2 protein-coding genes are annotated in these 1051 nt (G+C 76.1%); both read left to right on the forward strand.

Features of this window, described 5'->3' with window-relative positions; translation table 11 throughout:
* Positions 1-442, forward strand: a 442-nt coding sequence (locus tag NH339_RS18250; RefSeq protein WP_253027480.1) for a type II secretion system F family protein, incomplete at its 5' end; no start/stop codon positions are given.
* Between the two features lie 137 nt (positions 443-579).
* The gene (locus tag NH339_RS18650) at positions 580-855 is read left to right on the forward strand and encodes a DUF4244 domain-containing protein (RefSeq protein WP_256475828.1); all 276 of its coding nucleotides are present in this window, start codon (positions 580-582) and stop codon (positions 853-855) included.
* The last annotated feature ends 196 nt before the right edge of the window (positions 856-1051 follow it).

Genomic DNA, 1051 nt, shown 5'->3' on the forward strand with positions numbered 1-1051 from the left:
GGCGCGACAGCTGCCCGCTGCGCTCGACCTCCTCGTCGCGGTGCTGGCGTCGGGCCGGCCGGTCGTGGTCGCGCTCGACGTGGTGGGCGACGCCGTCCCCGCGCCGTTGCAGCAGGAGCTCCGGGACGTGGTGGGGCGGCTGCGCTCCGGGGCCGACGCCGCCGCCGTGTGGGACGTGCTGCTCGGCCACGCCACGCTCGGCGGGCTCGCCCGGGCGTTCCGTCGTGCCGAGCAGTCCGGCGCTCCGGTGGCTGCCGTCCTGGCCGCCACGGCAGCCGACACGCGTCGCGACGCGGCAGCGAGGTCGCGCGAGCGGGCGCGCGCCGTGGCCGTCCGGACCGCTGCACCGCTCGGCCTCTGCTTCCTGCCCGCCTTCCTCCTCGTCGGCATCGTTCCGTCGTTGCTGGGCGTGGCGTCGGGCCTCGACCTGCTGGGGGGCTGAGCCTGCCTGGCCGTCCACAGGCGGTCGCGCCGACGCGACGTGGGCGTCGCCTCGTCCACAGCGTGCGGGCAGGTGGGCGTCCGACCCACCGCCGACGTCATCTCCTCGGTGTCAGCCCGTTCCACGAAAGGACAGCCATGCACCTCCCCACCTCCCGTACCGCCTCGTCCCGAAGCGCCTCTCCCCGGACGGACCCGTCCACGACCCGTCGGCGGGGCGCCTCGCTCGTCGCCCGCGCGTCCCGCCGAGGCCGTCGGCAGGACGGCATGACCACGGCGGAGTACGCCGTCGGCACGCTCGGCGCCTGCACCGTCGGTGGCGTGCTCGTGAAGATCGGCCAGTCGGAGTGGTTCGGCGACCTGGTCAAGGACGTCATCGACAACATCCCGAACGTCCTGCCGAACCTGTTCTGACCAGGCGCCGGCTGCCCGGGCGGACGTTCCGTCCCGCGCGGGCAGCCGGCCCGGACCCGACCCGAGGAGGTCACCGTGCCGCGTCCGACCCGTCCCGACGTCCGCTCCACCGCCACGCCGGACGTTCGGCGGCGCGTCCGTCCGCGCGTCGACCGCGGCGCCACGACGGCCGAGTACGCCGTCGGCACCCTCGGCG

This window comes from Aeromicrobium sp. CnD17-E, from assembly GCF_024124745.1.
Taxonomy (GTDB): Bacteria; Actinomycetota; Actinomycetes; order Propionibacteriales; family Nocardioidaceae; genus Aeromicrobium.

Excerpts from the sequence above, each read along its gene's own strand:
- NH339_RS18650 (WP_256475828.1), top strand. The coding sequence starts at position 580 with ATGCACCTCCCCACCTCCCGTACCGCCTCGTCCCGAAGCGCCTCTCCC.